This is a genomic window from Desulfovibrio intestinivivus, from assembly GCF_053570665.1.
In genome coordinates, this window is record NZ_JBRBQT010000001.1 from 967829 (window position 1) to 989739 (window position 21911).

Sequence of the window (21911 nt, forward strand, 5' to 3'; positions counted from 1 at the left end):
GCAAAGGTCTTTCTTTACAAGCTGCTGCCTCACGTGTATAAATGAGCCTTCACAAACAATATCACAATACCTTGATATGCAGATATTCACAAATCCCCGAGAGTTGGCGGCCCAATGCAAGGCCTGGCACTGCGCCGGAGACGATATCGCTCTGGTGCCCACCATGGGCTACTACCATCAGGGGCACGAAGACCTCATGGCCTATGCCCGCACGCAGGCAAAACGTCTGGTGGTGAGCCTTTTTGTCAACCCTACCCAGTTTGGCCCCGGCGAGGATCTGGAAGCATACCCCCGCAATGCCGAGCGCGATGCGGACATAGCCCGCAGTCATGGGGCGGATGCGCTTTTTATGCCGCAGCCCGAAACCATGTACGCGCAAGACCACGCCACCTGGGTGGAAGTTCCCGAACTTTCCCGAGGCCTGTGCGGCCTCACCCGGCCTGTGCACTTTCGCGGCGTATGCACCGTGGTGCTCAAGCTCTTTATGCTGACCGGCGCGGAAGTCGCCGTTTTTGGGCAGAAGGATTGGCAGCAGCAGGCCGTTTTGCGCCGTATGGTACGCGACCTTGATGTGCCTGTGCGCATTGAAACGCGCGAAACCGTGCGCGAAGCTGACGGCCTGGCCCTTTCCTCGCGCAACGTCTACCTCAGCCCGGACGAACGCGCCCATGCTCCGGAGATCCGCAAGGCCCTGCTCTACGCTCAAAAACTGGCCCAGAACGGTGAAACCAGCGTCAAGCTGCTGCGCGAGGCTGTGCTGCGCCGCTGGGCGGAATTTTTGCCCATGGGGCGCCTTGACTACCTTAGTATTGTTCACCCGGAATCCATGACTCCGCTCACCGAAGTCACCGGTCCGGCGCTTATGGCCTGTGCCGTGCGCATGGGCAAGGCCCGGCTTATCGACAATATTCTGTTGCGACCCTAAAACCCGCGCCGCACTGACGCGAGCGCCCAAGGAGATTCATATGCATACCAAGGGCAAATACTTTTTCACTTCCGAATCTGTAACTGAAGGCCACCCCGACAAGGTCGCCGACCAGATTTCCGATGCCATCCTTGATACCCTGCTTGCACAGGACGCCAACGCCCACGTGGCCTGCGAAACCCTGGTGACCACGGGTATGGCTGTTATCGCTGGCGAAATCACCACCAGCGGCTACGCCGACCTGCCCCATGTGGTGCGCGAGACCATCAAAGGCATTGGCTACAACAGCTCAGAAATGGGTTTTGACTGGCAGACCTGCGCTGTTATCAACGCCATTGGCCGCCAGTCGCCCGACATCGCTCAGGGCGTACTGCGCGAAAAGCCTGAAGATCAGGGCGCGGGCGACCAGGGCATGATGTTTGGCTATGCCTGCAACGAAACCTCCACCCTTATGCCAGCCCCCATCTATTGGGCGCATCAGCTTTCGCAGCAGCTGGCGAAAGTGCGCAAGGACGGCACCGTGGACATCTTCCGTCCCGATGGCAAGACTCAGGTTTCCTTTGAATATCAGGACGGCAAGCCCGTGCGCATCAACAACGTGGTGGTCTCCACCCAGCACAGCGCCAACGCCAGCCAGGCTGATGTGGCCGAAGCCGTGAAAAAGCACGTCATTCGCCCCATCCTGGAACCCTCCGGCTATTTTGACGAAAAGGCCTGCGAAATTTTCATCAACACCACGGGCCGTTTTGTGGTGGGTGGCCCCATGGGCGACTGCGGCCTTACAGGCCGCAAGATCATTCAGGACACCTACGGCGGCAGCGGCCACCACGGCGGCGGCGCGTTCTCCGGCAAGGATCCCTCCAAGGTTGACCGTTCCGGCGCGTACATGGGCCGCTACATTGCCAAAAACGTTGTTGCCGCAGGCCTCGCCCCAGTGTGCGAAGTGCAGATCGCCTATTGCATTGGCGTGGCCCAGCCTGTCAGCGTGCTTGTTTCCTCGCAGGGCACCAGCGACCTGCCGGACGAACTGCTGACCAAGGCCGTGCGCGAAGTCTTTGACCTGCGCCCCTATTTCATCAGCAAGCGCCTTGATCTCAAGCGCCCCATCTACCAGAAGTCTTCCTGCTACGGTCACTTTGGCCGCGAACTGCCGGAGTTCACCTGGGAAAAGACTGATGCCGTAGCCGACCTGCGCACCGCCGCCAAGGTGTAGCGCGAGCCTGCGTATTTGCCCTTTTGAGGTGCAGGAAACTCCTTGCTGAATTTTCTGCACCTCATTTTTTGTCCATATCTTTTTCCTCGCATATTCCGGCCACAGACGTTTTACCGCCTTAATTCCGGGAAAAAATCCCGTTCGCCCGCACGAGTTGCAAGCCGCCCCGCCCTTGCCTATACTGACTCACTTGACCGCGCCGCTCCGGCGCTATTCCGAGCAGTTTCCCCCTGGAACTGTCCGGCGTCTGTTCAAGCAGACCCCCGCCACGAAGGCCCAGGCGCAATACCTTGCGCTGACAAACGCCCACGTGAGCGACTTACAATGCTGTAGTGAAGGCGAGGTAGCACATGGCTGGCAATACATTCGGACAGGCCCTGCGGCTGACAACATTCGGCGAATCCCACGGCGTGGGCCTTGGCGGCATCATTGACGGCTGCCCGGCGGGCCTAGCCCTGACAGAGGCCGACATTCAGGCCGAGCTTGACCGCCGCAAACCCGGTCAGGGCCCCACCGCCACCAAGCGCAAGGAATCGGACACGGTCCGCCTGCTCTCCGGCGTGTATGAGGGCGTCACCACGGGCACGTCCATTGCTTTTTACATCGCCAACGAAGACCAGCGCTCGCACGACTACGGCAATCTTGCCGAAGTTTTCCGCCCCGGCCATGCGGACTGGGGATATTTTCAGAAGTACAACGGCATACGCGACCATCGCGGCGGCGGGCGCTCCTCTGGGCGCGAAACCGCAGCCCGCGTGGCTGGCGGCGTTATTGCCCGCAAGATTCTTGAACGCCGCGGCGTAAAAATCATGGCCGCCTGCGTGGAACTGGGCGGTACCGCCGTGCAGGACTGGGCAACCCTTGATTTGGACAATGCCCGCAATCGTCCCTATTGTGCCGCTACAGAGGCCATGCCCTCCCTGTGGGATCAGGTGGTGCTGGCTGCCCGCAAAGCGGGCGACACATTGGGCGGCATTGTGCGCATTGAGGCGCGCAATGTGCCCGCAGGCCTTGGCGAACCCGTTTTTGACAAGCTGGAGGCCGTGCTGGCCCATGCCATCATGAGCATTGGCGCAGTCAAAGGCTTTTCTGTGGGCGAAGGTTTTGGCGCGGCCAAGTTGCATGGCTCGCAAAACAACGACCCCCTGCTCCCCGCCGACCCGGCGCAGCCCGGCAAGGCCAGCTTTGCTTCCAACCACGCAGGGGGCATATTGGGCGGCATTTCCAGCGGGCAGACCATTGTGATGCACGCTGCGGTCAAGCCTATCGCATCCATAGCCGTTACCCAGCAGACAGTGGACAAGGAAGGCAATGCCGCCTCCGTACTCATTGGCGGGCGGCACGACCTTGCCGCGATCCCGCGCGTTGTGCCGGTTCTGGAAGCCATGACGGCTCTGGCCCTTGCCGATGCCCTGCTGCTCCAGCAGCGCATGGGACTGGGCCTGTGAACAAAAAGGCCGACGCTCGCGCTCTGAACGCCCTGCGTTCTGTTGGCCCGGCAACCATTGAAGACCTGCGCCAGCTTGGCGTTACTGATATTTCCGACCTGGCGGGGCGCGCCCCTCAGGCTCTGTATGATGAATTGTGCCGCATCAAAGGCCAGAAAATTGATATCTGTTGCCTTGATGTTTTCTATTGCGCTGTTGCTCAGGCAAAGAATCCGGAACTACCTGATGATCAGCGCGACTGGTTCTGGTGGTCGCGGCAACGCAAAGCTGCAACAAGCCCAAGGATTGCTGACAAGGCGAGTGCATGAGCAACCTGCCCCTTTTACAAGATCCCGATTCCGTTGAACTCACCGGCACGGTGGAGCGCGTTGTCTTTCATAATGAAGAAAACGGCTACACGGTGCTGCGTCTGTTGCCTGCAAGCGTGAACAGCGGCAGCGGCAATGCTGGCCTCACCCGCCCGCGCGACCCTGTTTCGTGCATCGGGCACATGGTCAACCCGCAGGCGGGAGTGCAGCTCAAAGTATCAGGCCGTTGGGTCAACAACCCCCGATTTGGCCGTCAGATCGAGTTTCAGAACGCCGATGAAATGCTGCCCGCCACCAGCGAGGGCATCCGTCTCTATCTCGCCTCTGGCCTTATCAAGGGCGTTGGCGAAGAAATGGCCGGGCGCATAGTCGAGGCCTTTGGCACGGATACCATACGAATTCTTGATGAAGAGCCAGAGCGTCTGCTCAAGGTGCGTGGCGTGGGCAGCAAGAGCCTTGACCGCATCCGCACCTCCTGGGCTGAACACCGGGGCATGCGCGACCTGCTGCTTTTTTTGCAGCCCCACGGCATCACGCCAGCCTACGCTGTACGCATCTACCGCGCCTATGGCGCGGATGCGCTCGCCATTGTGCGCGAAAATCCCTATCGGCTTGCTATGGACATTCACGGCATTGGCTTTGTCACCGCTGATGCCGCCGCCAGCAAGCTGGGCTTTGAACACGACAATCCCCTGCGGGTACAGGCGGGTACACTCTACGTGCTGCAAAAAGCCACGGACGATGGCAACGTCTATTTGCCGCAGGCGGAGCTGACCGAGGCGGTCTGCGCCCAGATCGGCATTGACGAAGGCCTTGTGGAGGATGCCCTCGCCGCGCTCGAAGCTGATGAACGCATTGTGCGCGAAGAGCTGGACATGCCCGACGCCCCCGGCGAGATCGGCGTGTACATGCGGCGCTACCACCACTGCGAGTCAAAAACCGCCTTCTACATCCAGCGCCTCTTGGGCTCGCCCAAATCCGTGCGTTTTGAAAAGCCGGACGCGCTGGTGGACAAGGTCGTGGGCGAGCTGAACATTTCCCTCGCGCCCGAACAGCTTGAGGCCGTGCGCACCGCCGCCCGCAGCAAGATGATGGTGCTCACCGGCGGCCCCGGCACGGGCAAAACCACCATCATCAACGCCATTATCAAACTCTTTGGCGAGGTACGCGCCCGCATACTGCTGGCCGCGCCCACAGGCCGCGCCGCCAAGCGCATGTCTGAAACATCTGGGCGCGAATCGCGCACCATCCACCGTCTGCTGGAATACAGCCCCAAGGAAGACGGCTTTGCCCGCAATGAGGACAATCCCCTCGCCTGCGGCCTCCTCGTGGTGGACGAAGCCTCCATGATGGACACCCTGCTCTTCTATCACCTGCTCAAGGCCGTGCCGCTGGGCGCAACGCTTGTTCTGGTGGGCGACGTGCACCAGTTGCCCTCGGTAGGCCCGGGCAACGTACTTGCAGACATTATCCGCTCCGGCGTTGTGCCTGTCGTGGAGCTGACCGAAATTTTCCGTCAGTCCGCCGAGAGCGAAATCATCTGCAATGCCCATCTTATAAACCGTGGCGAAATTCCCTCGCTGGAATCCAGCAAGGAGCGGCTCTCGGACTTCTACTTTATCCACCAGAACGATGCAGAAAAAGCTGCGGAACTTATCGTGGATCTGGTGCGCAACCACATTCCCCGGCGATTCAACCTCGACCCCGTTGATGACATCCAGGTGCTCACGCCCATGCACAAGGGCGCTGTGGGCGCTGGCCGCATGAACGCCTGCCTGCAGGAAGCCCTGAACCCGCACGGCATTGAAGTGCGCCGTGGCGACCGCTGCTTCCGCCTGCACGACAAGGTCATGCAGATACGCAACAACTACGACAAGGACGTTTTTAACGGCGACATGGGGCGCATCAGCTTTATGGACGTGCGCGAACGCACCCTCAGCATCACCTTTGACGAACGCGTTGTGCCCTACGAATTTGACGAACTGGACGAAATCGCGCCCGCCTACGCCATTTCCATCCACAAATCGCAAGGCTCGGAATACCCTGCTGTGGTTATTCCCGTCATGATGCAGCACTATGTGCTTTTGCAGCGCAATCTCATCTACACGGGCGTAACGCGCGGCAAAAAACTGGTCATCCTGGTGGGCGAATCCCGCGCCCTGCACATGGCCGTCAAAAACAACAAGACCCGCAAGCGCTTCACCCGCTTGGCGCAACGCCTCGCGCCTGTGGAGTAGCGGGGTCTTCACGAGTTATCTTTCTGAAACTCCCGCCAGTTTGTACTGCGGATTTTAAAGAAACCGCGCCGACCAGGATTCAGTATGAAATACCTTGATGACTCATGGGAAAGAAATGAACACTTCAATTTTTTTCAGTCGCGAAAAAATCCGTGCTTCAGCGTCTCATTTTCGGCAAATGTTGCCAGATTGTACGAAGTAAAAAAACAGAATGGCTTTCGGCTTACGGATTGCATCTATTTTGCCGCAATGCTCGCCGTTCATGGCGTTGTCGGCTTCAGGCAACGCATCGTCAATCTGCGCCCTGTGGAATTTGAGCGCATTGATGCGGCGTTTACCTACATCCCTAAAGGCAGGGCATTGCATTGCAACTGCGTTGCAGAGTTTGATCGTAAGTTTTCCGTATTCAGCAGCAATATCAGCGCGGCGCGGGCCATTGCCGACCAGAATCCAACCCTTTGCCCCGAGGGCGGCGATGTGCAAAGCTTGATCTACTTTAGCTGCCTGCCAGACGTTCCCATACTTTCAGCAACAAATCCCTGGGGTGACCCGTGGGCTGACAGCGTGCCCAGAATCCTTTTTGGCAAAAAGGACGCTTCGGGGAATATCACCATATCCATTGAAGCGCTCCACAGCTTTATTGACGGAACACATCTGGCTGAGTTTTATAAGCTCTTCACGCAAATCATCGAATCTCCCCACGAATACTTCAGCTAATCACAACAGCGCCATTCAAAATTCAAGCCCGGCTCATTCCATGAACCGGGCTATCATTTTTACATAAAGGCCAGATTTGTGTCGCGCCATGTGAGGACGGCGTTTTGCATGTAGGGAGTGTCATTCTTTTGCTCTCCCGCACGATGGATTTTGTTCGCTGACGAGAAAAGCAGGGCTTTTTGCGCAGGGAGTGTACTTTAATGGTACTCGACCGGAGCAAAAAGCCCTGCTTGACGCTATCAGCGGGCAAAAAGACGCGCGCGGAGCTAGGCACTGACGGCAAGATGCAGATCACCCATAGCCAACCTCCACGCAGCAATATCTTCCACACTGCACAAAGGCATATTGTGGGCGCGGGCAAAACCCGCAACTTCGGGCAGACGGGCCATTTCGCCGTCATCCAGAGTCAGCTCGCAGAGTACGCCGCAGGGTTCAAGGCCTGCCATGCGCATGAGGTCAACCGTGGCCTCCGTGTGGCCGCGCCGTTCCAGCACGCCGCCGGGACGCGCCCGCAAGGGGAACACATGGCCGGGGCGGCGAAGATGGGCGGGTTGGGCATCGGGTGCAGCGGCGGCCTTGATGGTGGCAACGCGGTCAGCGGCGGAAACACCTGTGGTAACGCCCGTGGCCGCCTCAATGGTGACGGTAAAGGCAGTTCCCTGCGTGTTGGTGTTGTGGTCGGTCATCATGGGCAGGTCAAGGCGCTGCACATGCTCGTCCGTAAGGCACAGGCAGACAATGCCGCTGCAATGCCTGATCAGCATGGCCATCTGCGGCACAGTGATGTGCTGCGCGCTGAAAATGAGGTCACCTTCGTTCTCGCGGTTTTCGTCATCTACAACGCAAACGCCGCCGCCTTTGCGCAATGAGGCAAGAGCAGCACGAACACGTTCTTCAGAGGTGCCGAAAGACGCAAGGGATAATGAGGACTGATGCATTCCGTTCTCCTGTTTCCGGCCTTGTTTGCCGGGAGATGGTGCATCAGGGCGTGGACGGGCCGCAACACAAAGTACGCCTTCAAATAAAGGACGCACCGCTTTGTGCGCGGCAAAAAACCGTTCTCTTCCATCCGGACTATAACCGTCGGCTTCGGATTCTCACCGAATCTGCTGACCCCAAACACTGGGCGCTCGCGGGCTGGCGGAAGCCTGCTGGCCGCCGCATCACCGCCGGTGGGGACTTTCACCCCGCCCTGAGAAATCTTGTGCAGCTTACACCCCGGAAGGCGCATGTGCAAGTATCTGGTTCAGCTGCCGCTGCCCCCTGCGTGATTATTCTGACACGCACTCAGGCCGCAAAGACAGTGGCCTCGTACCAGAACAATTGCGCACCCGGCAGCTTCCATGAGCCAGGAGCCACACCAGCCTTGAGACACAGATTGTCCAGATAGGCCAGTCGATCCCAGCCTTGCTCCACGGGCACCTGCGGCAAGAACACGCCGCTGCGCCCCTCATAGACAAGCACAAGGCCGTGCCGACCCACTTCTACCGCGTCCGGTCCGGGGCAAGGGCTGAGCTCGTCCAGAACAGAAATATCAAGGGTGACGTGCGGCCATTCGGCAAACGTCAATGAGGGGAAACGCGGGTCTGCAAAGGCTGCGGCCTGCGCCATATGCCACACAGTAGCATACAGAGGCTCACGCCCCACAATATTGCCAATGCAGCCGCGAAGCCTCTCACCCATATTCAGGGTTACAAAAGCCCCAAGCGTTCGCCACAGGGCGCTTTCTGGCGCGAATTGGTCGGCAGGAGGTTGCGGAACATCCGCCACGCTTTTTCCTGCCAATCCGGCTTCGATGGACATGCGGGCATGATGCGACAAAAATTGCTTTTCAGCGTCAGACAGGGAAAATGCAATACTCATTCTGCCTCCCGCGTAACAAACAGAGGGTGAAAGCGAGACAGGACAAACCGGGATACAGGTTTGCCCGTTCAGCACAGATTGCGGGAAACACCCGCGCAGAGCAATCCTTTGTGATCACGCGAGAGCATGGATGCTGCCACGTATGCCTTGTGACTTTCAGCTATGCATCTGTAGGCCAGTCTGCCGTAGCGCTTTAAACAAAGCCGAAGGCGGAGGAGCATACGACCGCCCCCCCAAAAAAACAAGAAATGCCACAACTCGCGTTGCGGCATAACTTGCTGAGGCTTACACGCAAAGGCTGACGCACCTTGCGAAGGCGCATGCATCAAGACATGTCCTTGCCGTTCGGGATAGGAATCCCGACAAATAATCCTGAGGCATTCTGACGAAATATGCCAGACTACATCGGCCAGCAGCCAGATACAGTCGGCAACAAAGACGCGCTTTTTATGCAGGGAACGTACACGTTGTACTCGACCATAATAAAAAGCGCGTTTTGGCGCAGCCGAAAGCAAAGACCCTGGGCCAATGCGGTTTGCTGCTAATCTTCGCCTTCAGCGGCAGACTGCTTGCCCGCGCCCTTCATGCCGTACATGGTGGTGGAACCGGAAGACCAGAATTCCAGCACTTCTTCGTTCACCAGCTTGGTGAGAACTTTCTTCACGTCGCGGGGTCCCTTGTCGGGGAACAGTTCAAGGAAATCCTTGAAATAGAACTTGGACTTGGACGAGGATTTGCTTTTCAGGAATTCAACAACAACGTCTTTGTCGTCAGCCATGGTGAGTCTCCTGTCCCGGCGGCGCAAATAGCGCTGCCGGGGTTGATAAACAAGCTATATCTAGAACTTGAACTGCGTGCTCTGGCGCCACGTGTAGTAGGCGGGATCACGGAAGTCGTCGATGAGGTGGTGGGTGAATTCAAGGCCGGTCATCTTGAAGAAGGTTTCCCAGCCGATGCGTTCAGCCCAGTCGCCCAGACGTTCGTACTTGTTGGCGTTGGCCGCGTACACTTCAACGATGTGCTTCACGGTCTTGGTCAACGAAGGCCAACGGGGCGGTTCGTTGGGGATGTAACCCACAACGACCTTGGAGAACTTGGGCATGCTGATGCGGTTGGAAACTTTGCCGCCAACCATGATGGCAACGCCGTCGCCTTCGCCGTCCGAGATGGGCAGCGCGGGGCACATGGTGTAGCAGTTACCGCAGTACATGCAGCGGTCTTCCTTGATGGCGATGGAGTTCACCTTTTTGCCGTTGTATTCCACCTTGGTGGGACGCACAGCGGCGGTGGGGCAAGCAGAAACAGCCAAAGGAATTTCGCAGAGCTGGTCAGCCCATTCATGGTCGACCATCGGGGGCTTGCGGTGGATACCCACAAGGCCGATGTCCGAGCAGTGCACGGCGCCGCACATGTTGATGCAGCAGGCAAGCGCGATGCGCACGGGGGCGGGCAGACGCATGGACTTGAAGTCTTCAAACACGGCGTCCATCACGGCCTTGACCGGGCCGGAAGCGTCGGTCGCGGGGGTGTGGCAGTGCACCCAACCCTGGGTGTGCACCATGTTGCTGATGCCAGCGCCGGTGCCGCCCACGGGGAACTTGAACGAGCCACCGTCAAACTTGCGGCTGTTCAGGTCGTCGCGCAGGGCCTTCATGCCGGCTTCGCTGTCCACCATGAATTCAATGTTGTTACGGGTGGTCCAGCGCAGGTAGCCGCCACAGTACTTGTCGGCGATGTCGCACAACTCACGGATGTGAGTGATGGACATGGTACGGGTGCCGCCCACGCGGACGGTAAAGCACTTGTCGCCGCTTTCGGCCACGTGCACGAGCACGCCGGGCTCCAGAATTTCGTGATAGAGCCACTTGCCGAAGTTGTTCTTGATCACCGGCGGGAAGTATTCATTATACTTATGGGGTCCGATGTCAGTAATGCGGCCTTCCATCGGTTTTGCGGGATTGTACCCGGAAGAAATAAAAGCCATGTTCTTCTCCCCCTTTGACTAGCGTTGATGGCGTTTGCGGTAAGCAGCAAGGTCACGGGTCCAGCCGCCAGGCACTTCTTCTTCCTTGAAGAAGATGTACGGGTTGGAACGCGGTTCCTTAACATGGTAGGCAGCGGCGGGAGTGTCGGTGACTTCCAGCAGCTTCTGGAACGACAGGCGCTTCATGGTTTCACCCACGCGCTCGCGGTTCTTGCCTTCTTCCATCCACCAGTCCCAAATCTTTTCGATGACTTCTTTCACGTCATCGTAAGGGGCTTCACAGGAAACGAAAGGCACGAGCAGCGAACCCATCTGGGCGCCGTCCACCACGGGGGCCTTGGCACCCACGAGGATGCTCGCGCCGCGTTCGTCACCGATGTGCAGAGCGCGGGGCATGGTGTTGATGCAGTGCATGCAGCGCACGCAGTCGGCGGTCTTGATGGAAAGCTTGGAGCCGTCCCACTTCATGCACTTGGAGGGGCACAGGTCCACGACTTCCTTCTGGATGTCGAACTTGCCCCAGTCGCGACCGGAGTGAGCGCCGGCGTTGGGGGCGAATTCGCCGCCCACGTAGCCCTTCACGGCGTCCTGGTCAATCTTGATGTCGTCCTTCCAGGTACCGACAACGGCAAAGTCGGAACGCGCCATGGCGCACACGCAGCCGTTGGGGCAACCGTCGAACTTGAACTTGAACTTGTAGGGGAAGGCGGGACGGTGCAGTTCGTCCTGATAGTCCATGGTCAGCGTGTAGCACATGTCCTGCGTGTTGTAGCAGGCATATTCGCAGCGCGACTGGCCAAGGCAGGATTCGGGCGTACGCAGGTTGGAACCGGAACCACCCAGGTCAACATTCATGTTGTGGGTCAGTTCGTGGAAGATTTCTTCCAGCTGGGCAGTCTGAGTACCGAGCAGCACGATATCACCGGTGGAGCCGTGCATGTTGGTCAGACCGGAACCACGCAGATCCCAAATATCGCACAGGTCGCGCAGGAACTTGCTGTGGTAGTACTTGCCGGAAGGCTGGGCCACACGCATGGTGTGGAAGTGCGCCACGCCGGGGAACATTTCGGGCTGGTCGCAGTAACGGCCGATAACGCCGCCGCCGTAACCAAACACACCCACGATGCCGCCGTGCTTCCAGTGTGTTTCCATTTCGTTGTAGGAAAGCTCAAGCACACCCAGAAGGTCTTCAGGACAGTCCACAGGGATCTGATAATCAAGACCCTTGGGATTCTGGGCCCGAGAGGCCGCCTCCTGTTTGATGTCGGACACAAAGCTCGGCCAAGGGCCGCTTTCAAGCTGGTCCAACAAGGGGGTTGCATGTTTCGCCATTGCCATACCTCCACATGGTTTGTTTGTATCACGCGCTCGCGTGACGTGCCGGTCAACTGCGGCGATCCGGTGCGGCAATCCGGGGTACAGGCGCGAAATCGCTGCCCGTGCATGCGGGGATACTCCCCCCAGCACACGCATGAAGGTAAAAACCTGCATGCGCCCGCCCCGTAAAATCGGGACGCCCCAAGGGATCGCGGATAACGGACGTGCAAGGGCCACCGACCGTCAGGCCGCAACGCGGTCAAAACACTGATTAGCCCATTTTCCACTTAATGACAACCGGGGCGGCATGATATACGCAAAAGGCGCAAGAATACCCGGCGATCAAGGCTTTGCGACACAATGCACGTGAGCACAGTATGCCAAAATCATTACTTTAGACGAGACGCACAGGCATTTTTTTACGTAAAAAAGCAACTTTTTTCTTAAATATTGTACTATTTTTCACAACAATGTCGCACGGCCTTGGCAAAGTGCTTTCTTGCGCGTATGATTAAAAAGGAATGTGCGGATGCGCCGCACCAACAACGGCCTCGCATGGCCCATATCCGCAAGGATTATCATTATAATGAAAGACGAACTTGGACTGTACTATCACCCGCAGGCGGGCAATGCCCTTTCGCGCGTCTACGTGCGCCGCGGGCCTGACGGCGAGGTTGAATTTCGCCTCTGGCGCGCCGACCATCCCGAAGTGTGGGAGCGGCACCCCTGGCTGAGCATGGCTGTGGTGCGCAGTGCCGCGCGCATGTATCAGCAAGAACGCAAAGCCGAATCTGACCCCCTGCTGCTGTACGACATCGCCGTGGCCCGCGCCCTGCTCCAGGAGGACGAAGCGTGAACGGACGCTGGCTGCTGGCCAACCGCGATTTTCTTGTGCGCGATCTGGTGCGCGACTATTGCACCGTTTACAGCCTGCTGGTCGACCAGCGCCGCCGCTTTGACGTGGACGGAGCCGTTTCTTACACAGCCTTGCGCGACCTTTTGGGCGAGGCCATGCGCAAAGGCGTTTTCTGGCGGCTCAAGGATACGGCCCACCACCTTTTCCGCAACAGCCCCGGCATAGAGGCCATGGCCCCCGGCGGCATGCCGCCGCTGGAGCTGCCGTTGCCGGAAGAACCCGCCGATGATAACGGCAATGCCGCAGAGATGGCGCAGATCACGGCGTTACGCCGCCATGCGGACAATGTGCTGCCTGGCGGCGCTCATGCCCAGAAGGCTTTTGAAACCCTCATTGACTGGTGCATCGGCTACGCCTTTCACGAATGCGCCAAACTGAAGGAAGACGCCTTTCAGGGCCAGCACTACGCCAACCGCCTTATCCAAATTTCGCGCAGGCCTGGGGTTACGGCAGACATGTACAACCCCTTGCGCGGCCTTGGCGGCCAAACCTCTGAAAGCTCCTCGCGCGAACTTTCGCGCATAATGCACGTTCTGGCCCACGGGCTGCGGCTCCTCACAAGTTATCTGGCGGTCGAGCGGCACAACGCCCATCTGGCGCGCTGGCTTGCCACAGAAGAAGACTTTGCCCGTCAGGTCTTTGGCCCGGGTTACGAACACCTCCTGGCTTCGCTCTTTGGCAATGACAGGGAGCGCCTCTACCTTCTGGCTGCAAGGGATTTTCTCAATGCTGGCCGCCGCAACCCGGCACTGGCCCTGCTTGCCCGAGCACGCGATCGCGGCAGTCTGGGGCAGGAAGGCCTTGCCCTGCTGCATGAACTGGAATACACCGCCGCGTCTGAGGCCGACTGCTCCGGTCTGTGCGCCGCCTGCGGCAAAAAGAACACACTCCCCTGCCTGCCCTACCTGAGCAGCCAGGGGCGCGGATGTGCATGACGGTCAGACCGCTCCTTGTTTTTCTTGTTGCTCTGCTTTGCGCCGCGCTCTTGAGCGGCTGCGGTTCACGCTCCTGGCGTAAGGGCGGGGTTCCCGGCAGTCGCCCTTATACGGTGCGCGGCAAGACCTACTATCCCCTCAAGTCAGCCAACGGTTTTGTGGAAGAAGGCACGGCCTCATGGTACGGCCCTGGTTTCCACGGCAAAACTACGGCCAATGGCGAGACCTACAATCAGTACGCCATGACGGCAGCCCACAAGCTGCTGCCCCTGGGCACCAAGGTGCGCGTCACCCATATGGGCAACGGGCGCTCCATCATTGTGCGCGTCAACGACCGTGGGCCTTTTGTGGACGACCGCGTCATTGACCTCTCCCGCGCTGCGGCCACCCGCCTGAACATCCTTGGCCCCGGCACGGCGCGGGTGCGCATTCAGAGTATGGGCGGCGTTGAGCGCATGAAGGAAGACGGCGATCTTACCGGTGCTTTTTATGTGCAGGTGGGGGCGTTTGCCGACAGGGTGAACGCCGACAACCTCATCAACATCCTTTCCCAGACCGGCAACCGAGGACGCCTCATCTACGGCAGCAACAACATGTGGAATGTGCAGGTGGGGCCGTGGCCCGATTCTTTCGGAGCACAGCAACAACTTGATATTTTCCGCGCCATGTATCCCGGCGCTTTTGTAGTGGGCGACAATTAGGGACAGTGTATAGAGGTCAGAGGCGTGAGGATTTCGGCGGAGGGAGCCTCCACCGACTTGAAGAAGTCACCAGCCGCCGGGATTCTCCCGATCTCTGTACCCATTTCTATTTTGACCTTGGACAGCAAAAACCCCGCTTGCGCGGGGTTTCATATTTCTAGTATGCGGTTGGCTGCTACAGGTTGGCTGCGTACCAGTCGCCTGCAAGCCGCAGGCCCTGGCGCACGTCAAACTGGGGGCCGTAGCCCAGCAGGTTTGCTGCACGGCTGATATCGGCAAGGGAGTGCCGCACATCGCCAGCGCGGAAGTCGCGATGCACGCATTCGGCGCTCATGACTTCGGGCTTGTGGCGGGCCACCTCTTCCTTGATGAGGTCAAAAAGCTCATTCAGGGTGGTGCGCTGGCCAAAGGCCACGTTGTAAATCTTATTGGTGGCATCGCCCTGGGCAAAGCTGGCAAGCAGATTGGCCTGCACCACGTTGTCGATATAGCAAAAGTCGCGGCTGGTTTCGCCATCGCCGTTCACAAAAACGGTTTCCTGCTTGATGAGGCTGGCGAACCACTGGGGAATAACGGCGGCATACGCGCCGTAAGGATCCTGGCGCTGGCCGAACACGTTGAAATACCGCAGGCCAACGCTGGAGAAGCCATAGCAGCGGTTGAACACGTCCGCATACAGTTCGTCCACGTACTTGGTGACAGCATAAGGGGAAAGCGGGCTGCCGATCTTGTCTTCCACCTTGGGCAGTTCGGGCGAATCACCGTAGGTGGAGGAAGACGCGGCGTACACAAAGCTCTTCACGCCCGCATCGCGCGCGGCCACAAGCATGTGCAGATAACCGGTGATATTGCAGCTGTTGGACAACAGCGGGTCGTCAATGGAGCGCGGCACAGAACCAAGGGCCGCTTCGTGCAGAACATGCTGCACGCCCTTGCAGGCGGCGTGGCAGGTGTCGATATCGCGAATGTCGCCTTCGATGAAGGTAAACCGACTCCACGCTTCTGGGCCAACGATGTCTCGCACCATGTCCAGATTTTTCTGGTAGCCGGTAAGAAAGTTGTCCAGACCAACCACGGTCTGCCCAAGTTTCAGCAGATGTTCCAGCAGGTTGGAGCCAATAAAACCCGCAACGCCGGTGATAAGCCAACGCGAAGGCTGGGCAGTCATGGACTTGGTAAGATCGGAATACGCGCTCATTTTTGCGTCCTGTTTTCAGATTTCCGGCCTGCGCCAAGGCATACTCCCGGGCAGCAGAACCATTCCTCTTTTACCCTGTAGCAGCGCGACTGTAAAGCTGCGGCGGCCTGCGCCGCCTATATATGCAAAAGCTTCTCCCCTTTTCATAACACGGTTGTAGTGCTATAGGCTTGCGCATGCGACACAAGCCCGCAGGGCAAGCGCCGAACAAGGGAGAGCGCCGAGCATGAAGATCATTGTTCTGGGCAACCAGACCAAAGCCATGAGCAACTTCTGGAGTGTATTGATCCGGCACATGCGCAAGGCCGGGCACGAGGTAGTTTGCTGCGCCCCGCCAGGCGATGCCGATGCTGAAGCAGCACTGGCCGCTCAGGGCGCGCGCCTGCGCCACTATTCGCTGGACAGAAAGGGGCTGAACCCCCTGAGCGACCTGCGCACCACGCGGGAGTTGTTCAGCCTTTTCAGGGACGAAAAGCCAGACCTGCTTTTCGCCTCCACCATCAAGCCTGTGATCTACGGCTGCATGGCGGCAAGAGCGGCTGGGGTTCCCCACATTTATGCCACCATCACCGGCCTTGGTTATGCCTTTGAGGCTGATTCCTTCTTCAAGAAATGCGTCAACCTTCTGGGCCGCCTGCTATACCGCTTGGCGCTTTCGGGCGCGGAAGGCGTTTTTTTTCAGAATCAGGACGACATACAGGTTTTCCGCCAGTCGGGCATCCTCGGGCGCAATGCGCGCGTGCTTACGGCGCGCGGCACCGGAGTGGATACCAAGCGCTTTGCCCCCAGCCCTTTCCCCAACTATTCCGCCGATGGCCGCCTGAGCGGGTCACCCGTTTTTTTGCTGGTGGCGCGGCTGCTTGAAGCCAAGGGCTTGCCGGAATATGCCGAAGCCGCGCGTCTGCTCAAGGCCCGGTACCCTGATGCCCGCTTTCAGGTGCTCGGCCCGCCGGAAAAAGGCCTTGGCAGCGTGAGCATGGAACAGATGGATGCGTGGCAGAAACAGGGCTGCATAGAATACCTTGGTGAAACACGCGATGTGCGCCCCTATGTGGCTGCCGCCCATGTACTTGTGCTGCCTTCGTGGCGCGAGGGAACGCCGACCTCCATTATGGAAGGAATGAGCATGGGCCGCCCCGCCGTGGTCACGGACGCCCCCGGCTGCCGAGAGGTTGTGCGCAACGGCGTCAACGGCTATCTTGTGCCGGTACGCGACCCGCAGGCACTGGCTGGCGCCATGGAATCCTTTATCACCAGCCCTGAAAGCATTGCCCGCATGGGACAGGCCGGGCGCGAACTGGCCCTGAGTGAATTTGACGCAGAAAAAGTGGCCGCGCGCATTCTTGTAGACATGCGCGTGCCCGCCATTGAGGATACCCTATGATAAGCACATACCGCATGGCCATGCTGCAGGTTCTGGATCTGATCTGCATTTTACTGGCTCTCAGCATTTCCGGCTTTCTGACGGTCGAATCCGATCTGAGCATTTTCCACGACTATACGGGCGCTACGCTCTTTACCATCTTCTTTTACATGCTCTTCTTTTACATCCTCGATGCGTACAGCGTGGGCAACGAGGACTTCAAGGAAACCGTGGGCCGTGTGCTGGTAGCCTGCCTGCTTGGCATTATTTCTTCGGCTACCGCATCCTATGCCTTTCAGCACTGGCGTTTTGACCGCGAAACCGTGGCCATGCTTTTTGCCCTTTCGCTGGCCTTTTCTCTGGGCTGGCGCTGGATTTACCATCTCAACGCCGAAAGGCTTACCCACCCGCTGCGCATTTTGCTGGTAGGGGTGGACCGCGCGGGCAAGGTGCGCCAGTTGCTCGCAGAAGGCCTGCCCAAGGCCGAGATTCTTGGCTATGTGGGCGAACGCGATCAGGGGCCTGATGCCGGGCCTTGCCTTGGCGCGCCCTTTATGGCTCTGGACATTGCCAAAGAAAAAAATGCGACCATGATCCTGCTGCTGCCCGATGCGCCCATTGACGACGACATTGCCCATGACCTTCTGGAAGCAAAGCTGCGCGGCAGCATGGTGGTGGATATCCGCAGTTTTTACGAGCACGTGGTGCAGCGCCTGCCGCTCTCGCAGATCAACGATGAGTGGCTGTTGCAGACCGAGGGTTTTTCGCTGAACACGCGTGGCTCGCTGCGCAGGCTCAAGCGCGCGCTGGACGTGCTGATTTCCCTGCTCCTCCTCATTCCCGCAGCACCCATCATGCTGTTGACGGCCATTGTGGTGCGGTTGGAATCGCCCGGCCCGGTCATTTACAAACAGGATCGCGTGGGCCTTTTTGAAAAGGAATTTACGGTCTACAAGTTCCGTTCCATGCGCGCCGATGCCGAAAAGAACGGAGCCGTATGGGCCAGCACCCATGATGCGCGCGTGACAAAGTTCGGCAAGTTCATCCGCAAGGTGCGCATAGACGAGCTGCCCCAGATCTGGAATATCCTGAAGGGCGACATGAGCTTCATCGGCCCGCGCCCCGAGCGTATGGCCTTTGTGACCAAACTCAAAGAAACCATCCCCTACTACAGCCTGCGGCATACGGTTAAACCGGGCCTCACCGGCTGGGCGCAGGTGTGCTATCCCTACGGCGCGTCAGAAGACGATGCCCGGCGCAAACTGGAATATGACCTGTACTACATCAAGAACATGTCCATTCTGCTGGACATAAATATCGTGTTCAAAACGGTCGGCGTTGTGCTCTTCCCCAAGGGAGCGCGCTAGTCCGAGCCTGAAAGCGCATCGCTGCTGCAAATGCCAAAGCCCCGCAGGATAACCCTGCGGGGCTTTTTACGGCCTTGAAAAAAGATAAATTAAGCCATTACCGCCGCAATACTCTTGGCGGAACCTTCCAGATAGGTTGCAAAGTCGCTGCCGCTGAGCGCCTGCGAAAAAATGTACCCCTGAATAGTACTGCAACCATTTTCTGCCAAGAAATCAAGCTGTTCTCGTGTTTCAACCCCTTCGGCTACTGTTGCCATGCCAAGGCCGGAGGCGAGAGTCAGGACGGTTTTGACAAGTTCGTTAGAGGCATTGAGCGGCGCGTTAATGGCGTCAATGAACGACTTGTCGATTTTCAGGCTGGCGATGGGCATGGTGTGCAGGTAATACAGCGATGAATACCCGGTTCCAAAGTCATCCAGATATATCTGTATTCCCTGCTCGCTCAATGCCGCAATGGCCCGGGACGCCTCCGCCATATTGGACATAAAGGCGGTCTCGGTGATTTCCATGCCCAGGTGCTCGGGGCGCATGTCTTCCCGGCCCAGCACATCCAGCACATCATCCACAAATGTTTCAGCAATGATGCTGCGCCCGGACATGTTCACAGACATATGGACATTCCCAAGGCCCTGCTCCCGCCATTCCCTCTGCTGCCGGCACGCCTTGCGCAGCACAAACATGTCGAGCCGACGCACAAGCCCGGTTTCTTCAGCCAGGGGGATAAACACAGAGGGAGCAATCCATGTGCCGTCAGCGCGCTTCCAGCGCACCAGAGCTTCGCAGCCTGCCACTGCGCCGTTGCCAATATCAATCTTGGGCTGGTAGTGCACCTCAAAGGCGGCACTGTCCATGGCGCGAAAAAGCTCAGTTTCCAGCGCCATGCGGTCATTGGCCGCCACCGTGAGGTCTTCTGTAAAGAACGTATGCGTGTTTTTGCCCTTGGCCTTGGCTCTGTACATGGCAAGGTCGGCGCTTTGCATCAGCGCTTCCACTGTAGTGCCATCGCCGGGATAGCAGGCAATACCAATGCTTGCGCTAAGATAGATGGAATATTCGTCCACATAAAAACAGCGGTTCAATGAATGCAACACATTGTTTGCCAGGGCCTCAAGCTGGACCTTCCCCTGCGCCTTGCCCACAACAATGACAAATTCATCGCCGCCAGTCCGGGCCACGCAGTCATCCTGCCGGGCCAGATACGTCAGACGCTCCGCAGCCTGCCGCAAGAGCTTGTCGCCCAGCGAATGCCCGAAGCTGTCGTTCACCTGCTTGAAGCGGTCAAGATCGATAAGCAGCACGCCGACCATCCCCCCGGATTCATGCACTTCCTGCATGGCGGCCATGAGCCGCGTTGCCACCAGAGCCTTGTTGGCAAGCCCTGTGAGCAGGTCATGGTTGGCCCTGTAGGCCAGTTCCCTCTCCATTGCCGAGCGTTCCGAAATATCCAGCAGGGAAATGACTGACAGGCCGCTCTCTGGAACTTTTGCCCGGGTTACCAGCACATTGATGGTTTTTCCCGTGCTGCTCCGGATTTCTGCTTCATATTTTTCACTGCTCCGTGTTGCAGAAGAGCCGAACGACAGCGGCGAATGCCCTTCGCCCTTGCCCAGAAATCTGCTTATGAAGAGCTTTCCTTCAATCTCATCCTGCGGCATGCCCACAAGGTTGGAAAATTCTGTATTTGTCAAAAATATCAGCCCGGTACTGCTGATAACTGCCGTTGCCGTGCCAGTGTTCATAAACAGGGTCTTGTACCGCTCTTCTGAGCGTTGCAGTTCCTTACGTGTTGTTTCCAGATCCGTTATATCCACAAACGATTCCAGAAAAATCTCTTCACCCTTCATCTCAATGGCGCGCACGGATTTGACGATGGTCTTCATGGTGCCGTCTACAGACGTCAGCTGGCCTGCGAGCAACTCGCCCTTGGGATTGCCCTTGCTCATGGGACAGAGATCCACCCCGCCGGGGCAGATAAATTCATGACAGGGCCTGCCCACAATTTCATCAGCGGGCAAGCCGATGAACTGTTGCGCAAAAGCATTGATACTGCGCACTTTCAGGCTGCCCGGTTCAATAGTGATTACGCCAGCCTGAAGAGTATCCAGCGTCTGTTGCAAAAACTTTTCGTTGGATTGCAGGGCATCGATCATGCTGTTGATCTTCTGGGAGAGGTCAAATATTTCGTCATCACCATGAATATCAATCTTTTTTAGCGGTTCGCTGCTTTTTTCAATATGCTGCGCCTGCCGCTGCATGGAGAGAATGCGCCTGAGTATCTGCTTTTCTGTAAACACCAGGAATGCAATCAGCATACCCATGCCTGTGACGACAATCAGAATAAAATTCTGCAAAAACATGCGCTTGCCAAGCTGAGCAATTTCCCGGCCTGTCACAAGCCGCAGACAAAAGGCCGCACAATCAAACACATCGCGCATCACTGAGTATGAATTGATGCTGCCGTCTTCACGCACTATTTTGAAGGCGTTCACATCATCCGCAGCCCCGGGCAGGCTGTTGAACGCTTCCACCGGCAGCACCGTAAAACGCAGCAGGGTATCGTGTTCCACATCCTTTATAAAATCTGCATCAATGGCGCGGGTCATAAAAACCACACCGTTGGCGGGCAGCAGCATGCCCGTATCGCGTATTTTCTGTGCCGCAACAATGTGCGGCACAGAGCCAATCACCATGACCCCTGCAAGACCTTCTTCCGAACTGCCCTCAAGCCTGTTGACCAGTTGCCCGTAAAGGCGTTGCACCTCGGCTGTATGCTCAGGCTTGCGCCAGTCCGCATCGTCTTCAACCATATGTACGTTTGCTGCATCTCTGCTGACATAGGCAATGGACGACAGATTCAACTTTGTCAGCATCTGCTGCCGCAGGTTGGTTCGGACAAACTCATCATTATTGTCCTGCATGAACCGGTAGGCGTCATCCCAGCATGCCCAATCCACTGCGATATGGCTTAGCTGTGTTTCCTGCGCATGGATGTGGTTGCGCAACTGCTTCATTTTTTCGGCGGAACTGTTGCTCTCAATGGCATCCACGCCGCGCACCACCACCAGCTCGGACGTGACATAGGAAATAAGCACGAACAGCCCGACTATGGCGGCGCACACAATAAAGGAAAGCTGCTTTATACGCATAGATCACCTGCCCGGTGTGCGAGCCTGCCAAGGCAGGCCACCTGGGCGACATGCGAGGTTGTACGCCAACACCGTTTGGGAAGGGATAAAATGATGCGGCTGAGCTTGCAGGGTGTAGCCCGCCGTTCCGCTGATAGCATTCGCATAGCCTCTCCCGAATTTTTTGGAAAAAGCAGTGAGCAGTGGCGGCTTAGATAAATACTGGTTTCAAGTTACCTTTTTGCGGGGAACATTTCCACCGCTAGTTACACCCCAATTTTGCCTGCTCATAAA

At 57.8% G+C, this 21911-nt stretch carries 18 protein-coding genes and 1 riboswitch; of the genes, 11 read left to right on the top strand and 7 right to left on the bottom strand.

The genetic code is table 11. The features are described from left to right. Window positions 1-76 precede the first annotated feature (76 nt). The 6 genes from panC to ACUZ9P_RS04100 all read left to right on the top strand — a co-directional run bounded on the left by panC (window position 77) and on the right by ACUZ9P_RS04100 (window position 6848). Window positions 77-925, top strand: a complete 849-nt coding sequence (gene panC / locus ACUZ9P_RS04075; RefSeq protein WP_449248739.1) for a pantoate--beta-alanine ligase — start codon at window positions 77-79, stop codon at window positions 923-925. Window positions 926-965: 40 nt separating this feature from the next. Next, a complete protein-coding gene (metK, locus tag ACUZ9P_RS04080; protein ID WP_298993905.1) occupies window positions 966-2138 on the top strand; it encodes a methionine adenosyltransferase in 1173 nt (390 codons plus the stop codon). 350 nt (window positions 2139-2488) lie between these two features. Next, window positions 2489-3586 (top strand): chorismate synthase, encoded by a 1098-nt coding sequence (aroC, locus tag ACUZ9P_RS04085; protein ID WP_449248740.1) that lies wholly within the window; start codon window positions 2489-2491, stop codon window positions 3584-3586. Beyond that, window positions 3583-3894, top strand: a complete 312-nt coding sequence (locus tag ACUZ9P_RS04090) for a helix-hairpin-helix domain-containing protein (RefSeq protein ID WP_449248741.1) — start codon at window positions 3583-3585, stop codon at window positions 3892-3894. The genes aroC and ACUZ9P_RS04090 overlap by 4 nt, the downstream gene beginning before the upstream one ends. After that, window positions 3891-6131 carry an SF1B family DNA helicase RecD2 gene (gene recD2 / locus ACUZ9P_RS04095; RefSeq protein WP_449248742.1) on the top strand — a complete coding sequence of 747 codons (2241 nt, stop codon included), beginning with the start codon at window positions 3891-3893 and terminating at the stop codon, window positions 6129-6131. The genes ACUZ9P_RS04090 and recD2 overlap by 4 nt, the downstream gene beginning before the upstream one ends. An 84-nt stretch (window positions 6132-6215) precedes the next feature. Next, window positions 6216-6848, top strand: coding sequence for a CatA-like O-acetyltransferase (locus ACUZ9P_RS04100; RefSeq protein WP_449248743.1), 633 nt, complete (start codon window positions 6216-6218; stop codon window positions 6846-6848). 266 nt (window positions 6849-7114) lie between these two features. On the opposite strand, the gene ribB is transcribed toward ACUZ9P_RS04100, so the two are convergent. The 5 genes from ribB to dsrA form a co-directional block, all read right to left on the bottom strand. Beyond that, window positions 7115-7786 (bottom strand): 3,4-dihydroxy-2-butanone-4-phosphate synthase, encoded by a 672-nt coding sequence (ribB, locus tag ACUZ9P_RS04105; RefSeq protein ID WP_449248744.1) that lies wholly within the window; start codon window positions 7784-7786, stop codon window positions 7115-7117. A 115-nt stretch (window positions 7787-7901) separates the two neighbouring features. Continuing rightward, window positions 7902-8052, bottom strand: a riboswitch (FMN riboswitch). Between the two features lie 83 nt (window positions 8053-8135). Then, window positions 8136-8711 carry an AmmeMemoRadiSam system protein A gene (amrA, locus tag ACUZ9P_RS04110; RefSeq protein WP_449248745.1) on the bottom strand — a complete coding sequence of 192 codons (576 nt, stop codon included), beginning with the start codon at window positions 8709-8711 and terminating at the stop codon, window positions 8136-8138. 541 nt (window positions 8712-9252) lie between these two features. Further along, window positions 9253-9489, bottom strand: a complete 237-nt coding sequence (locus ACUZ9P_RS04115) for a dissimilatory sulfite reductase D family protein (protein WP_022658933.1) — start codon at window positions 9487-9489, stop codon at window positions 9253-9255. A 60-nt stretch (window positions 9490-9549) separates the two neighbouring features. Next, window positions 9550-10695, bottom strand: coding sequence for a dissimilatory-type sulfite reductase subunit beta (gene dsrB / locus ACUZ9P_RS04120; protein WP_449248746.1), 1146 nt, complete (start codon window positions 10693-10695; stop codon window positions 9550-9552). An 18-nt stretch (window positions 10696-10713) separates the two neighbouring features. After that, the gene (dsrA, locus tag ACUZ9P_RS04125; protein WP_022658935.1) at window positions 10714-12027 is read right to left on the bottom strand and encodes a dissimilatory-type sulfite reductase subunit alpha; all 1314 of its coding nucleotides are present in this window, start codon (window positions 12025-12027) and stop codon (window positions 10714-10716) included. Window positions 12028-12598: 571 nt separating this feature from the next. On the opposite strand from dsrA, the gene ACUZ9P_RS04130 reads away from it, so the two are divergent. The 3 genes from ACUZ9P_RS04130 to ACUZ9P_RS04140 are packed head-to-tail and all read left to right on the top strand — an operon-like array spanning window position 12599 to window position 14564. After that, window positions 12599-12868, top strand: a complete 270-nt coding sequence (locus ACUZ9P_RS04130) for a hypothetical protein (protein ID WP_449248747.1) — start codon at window positions 12599-12601, stop codon at window positions 12866-12868. Then, entirely contained in the window at window positions 12865-13863 is a 999-nt protein-coding gene (locus ACUZ9P_RS04135) for a hypothetical protein (protein WP_449248748.1), read from the top strand. Before ACUZ9P_RS04130 ends, ACUZ9P_RS04135 begins: the two co-directional genes overlap by 4 nt. Further along, window positions 13854-14564: a septal ring lytic transglycosylase RlpA family protein gene (locus ACUZ9P_RS04140; RefSeq protein WP_374042247.1), complete on the top strand. Its 711-nt coding sequence runs from the start codon at window positions 13854-13856 to the stop codon at window positions 14562-14564. Before ACUZ9P_RS04135 ends, ACUZ9P_RS04140 begins: the two co-directional genes overlap by 10 nt. Before the next feature lie 175 nt (window positions 14565-14739). On the opposite strand, the gene ACUZ9P_RS04145 is transcribed toward ACUZ9P_RS04140, so the two are convergent. Next, window positions 14740-15762, bottom strand: a complete 1023-nt coding sequence (locus ACUZ9P_RS04145) for an NAD-dependent epimerase/dehydratase family protein (RefSeq protein ID WP_298997564.1) — start codon at window positions 15760-15762, stop codon at window positions 14740-14742. Between the two features lie 226 nt (window positions 15763-15988). Between ACUZ9P_RS04145 and ACUZ9P_RS04150 the strand changes: the two genes are divergently transcribed. Then, window positions 15989-17146: a glycosyltransferase family 4 protein gene (locus ACUZ9P_RS04150; RefSeq protein WP_449248749.1), complete on the top strand. Its 1158-nt coding sequence runs from the start codon at window positions 15989-15991 to the stop codon at window positions 17144-17146. Next, complete coding sequence (locus tag ACUZ9P_RS04155; RefSeq protein WP_449248750.1) at window positions 17143-18492, top strand: sugar transferase; 1350 nt, start codon at window positions 17143-17145, stop codon at window positions 18490-18492. The genes ACUZ9P_RS04150 and ACUZ9P_RS04155 overlap by 4 nt, the downstream gene beginning before the upstream one ends. Window positions 18493-18581: 89 nt before the next feature. On the opposite strand, the gene ACUZ9P_RS04160 is transcribed toward ACUZ9P_RS04155, so the two are convergent. Further along, window positions 18582-21638, bottom strand: a complete 3057-nt coding sequence (locus ACUZ9P_RS04160) for an EAL domain-containing protein (RefSeq protein ID WP_449248751.1) — start codon at window positions 21636-21638, stop codon at window positions 18582-18584. Window positions 21639-21911 lie beyond the last annotated feature (273 nt).